We start from the raw sequence: 2574 nt of genomic DNA, 5'->3' as shown, positions 1-2574 counted from the left end.
AATGTTTTTCCAATAAAGTTGCTGATTTTATTGAGGATACTCATGATAATATGTTGTGAAGTTGTTTTTAAGGGAAATCAAGGATACACGCCTTAACCTTAATTTGCAAAATGACTTAAAAATAAACCAGGCCGTCTGAAAATAGAGATTGATTTTCAGACGGCCTGCAATTTGTATTTATGATATAGATAGTATTACTCTTTTGATAAAATATTGCGCAGCCATCGGGCGGCAGGTGCGATTTCTCCGGCGAGCATACCGGTTTCGATTTGGCCGCTGTGTTTGATAACATCGGCTGCCGCTCCGTGCAGCCATACGCCGGCGCAGGCGGCTTGGAATGTCGGAATGCCTTGTGCCAGCAGGCTGCCGATAATGCCGCTCAAGACATCGCCGCTACCTGCGGTGGCCAAACCGGCATTGCCGCTGGTGTTGGTATAGACTATGCCGTCTGCCGTGGCCACCAATGTATGATGGCCTTTTAACACGACGGTTGCGGCATATTTACGGCTGATTTCGGTTACGGCTTTTTGCCTGTCGGCTTGAACTGATTGAGTATCGGTACCGAGTAGGCGGGCGGCTTCGGCCGGATGAGGTGTCAGGATGATATGTTTGTACGATTTGAGGCGTTCGGCCAATTCGGGAGAACGGGCCAGCAGTGTCAAGGCATCTGCATCGAGCAATAAAGGCCGGTCATGGTGTGTCGACAGGATTTGGAGCAGCAGCTGCTCTGATAATCCGTCCAAACCGAATCCGCAGCCGATTACCCGTGCGCTGACATCGTTGTGCTCCATCAGTTGGGCCGCAGTGGCGAGCATGATTTCAGGGCGTTCGGGAATGATGGCAAAAGGCAGCGTGGCTTGGTTGAAACCCGCCCAAACCTTGCCGCATCCTTGATATATGGCGGCTGTAGCTGCCAAAACTACCGCACCGCTCATTCCCGTTGCGCCGCCGATAATGGTAAGCGTGCCGTATGTGCCTTTGTGCGACTCTTGGGCACGAGGGCGGAATACGTCGGGAAATACTAAGGCCGTCTGAAAGGCCTGAAGCGATTCGGGAAGCGTGTAGATGGGCTGCATGGCGTAATCTTCCAAGATAAGAAATTTAATTTTAAATCAGAAAGTAAAAGGTAATGAAGCAAAAAATAAAAGTTTGGGACGCACCTACGCGCCTGTTCCATTGGCTCTTGGTGTTATTGATGGGATTCATGTGGTACAGCGCCACCCGAGGCGGCGATATGCTGGTATGGCACTTGCGCGGCGGCTTGTTGATGCTGGCTTTGGTGGTTTTCCGCTTGTGCTGGGGGATATGGGGCAGCGATACGGCAAGATTCAGCCGTTTTGTGCGTCCTTTTTCCGAAATCCGCCGCTATACGCAAGGTCAAATGTCTGAAGACGAATTGGTCGGCCACAATCCTTTGGGCGCGCTGATGGTCATCGCTTTATTGGCCGCCTTGGTTTTTCAGACGGCCACAGGCTTATTTGCCGCCGATGAAAATACGTTTACCAATTCCGGCTTTTTAAATCATTTGGTCAGCGAACACGCCGGTACGCTGGCGCGAAAAATCCATGTCAATTTCTTTAATGTTTTAGCTGTTTTGGCGGGTGTACATATCGCGGCTGTTTTGCTGTATCGCTTTGTGAAAAAACAGGATTTGATTACGCCGATGATGAGTGGCTTTAAAACTATTGATGCCCAACAGCCTAAATTGGCAGGAATGGGACAACTGCTTGCCGCTTTGTCGGTAGCGATTGTGTTAGTGTGTGCAATATGGATGTTGCGCGGCTGATGTTTTAAAACGGATACCAAAAACAAACCGACCCCGATAGCCGAAATGGCTGTTGGGGTCGGTCTCTTTTTAGGGTTTAAAAGATGATGTTCAGACGGCCTTAACGCAGCGCAAGATGCTGTGGCCGCGGCCGATGCCGTCTGAAATTTCCGCTACTTTCAATCCGGCTTTTTCAACGCAACGGATCAGGTCTTCAGAATGGAAGATTTTGCTGTTGCCGTTGGCCATGGCAGTGAAATACAGGCTGGTCATGGTCAGGCAGTAGGCAGCGGTTTCGTAGCGTTGTCTGTCCCAGAAAGGCTCCATGATGTAGAGGCTGGTGTTTTCGCTCATAGATGCAGCGGCGCGTTGAAGAATGCTGGTGGCTTGTTCTTCGGTGAAACAGTCTAGGAATTGGCTCATCCAGATCGCGTCAAAACCGGTTGGGAACGGAATCTCAGGATCAAGCAGGTTGGCCGGATGGGCGTGGATACGGTCCGCGCCGTTTTTGCCTTTAGTCGCCTCGCGCATCAAGCCGATTTGTTGCGGCAGATCCATGATGGTTACTTCGACTTTGGCATTGTGGTTGACGCATTGTTCCGCCCAGCGGCCGGTATTGCCGCCGACATCGAGCAGTTTTTTAACCGGTTTGGCGAACACGGTGTTCAGTGCTTCGGCGAAGGAGTTGTCGGAATAATAATGGTCGAATGCAAACCATTTTTCCTGCGCGACGCTTGGCAATGAAGACAAGCCTTCGTAAATGGTCGGCCAGTCGCCGAATACTTTCAGGCCTTCGGGCTTGCCGGTTT

3 protein-coding genes are annotated in these 2574 nt (G+C 50.7%); 1 reads left to right on the top strand and 2 read right to left on the bottom strand.

The genetic code is table 11. The annotated features are described in order from the left end of the window. Positions 1 to 194: 194 nt before the first annotated feature. Positions 195 to 1076: an NAD(P)H-hydrate dehydratase gene (locus ACTHS3_RS11495; protein WP_004519937.1), complete on the bottom strand. Its 882-nt coding sequence runs from the start codon at positions 1074 to 1076 to the stop codon at positions 195 to 197. 53 nt (positions 1077 to 1129) lie between these two features. Between ACTHS3_RS11495 and ACTHS3_RS11490 the strand changes: the two genes are divergently transcribed. Beyond that, on the top strand, positions 1130 to 1786 hold the full coding sequence (locus ACTHS3_RS11490) for a cytochrome b/b6 domain-containing protein (protein WP_004519936.1): 657 nt from the start codon (positions 1130 to 1132) through the stop codon (positions 1784 to 1786). A gap of 90 nt (positions 1787 to 1876) precedes the next feature. Here the strand turns inward: ACTHS3_RS11490 and ACTHS3_RS11485 are convergent. Beyond that, positions 1877 to 2574 (bottom strand): methyltransferase (locus tag ACTHS3_RS11485; RefSeq protein WP_440367991.1); only part of this gene is annotated, 698 nt, incomplete at its 5' end.

This window comes from Neisseria sp. P0009.S007, from assembly GCF_051962515.1.
This window is presented reverse-complemented; position numbering and strand designations above follow the sequence as displayed.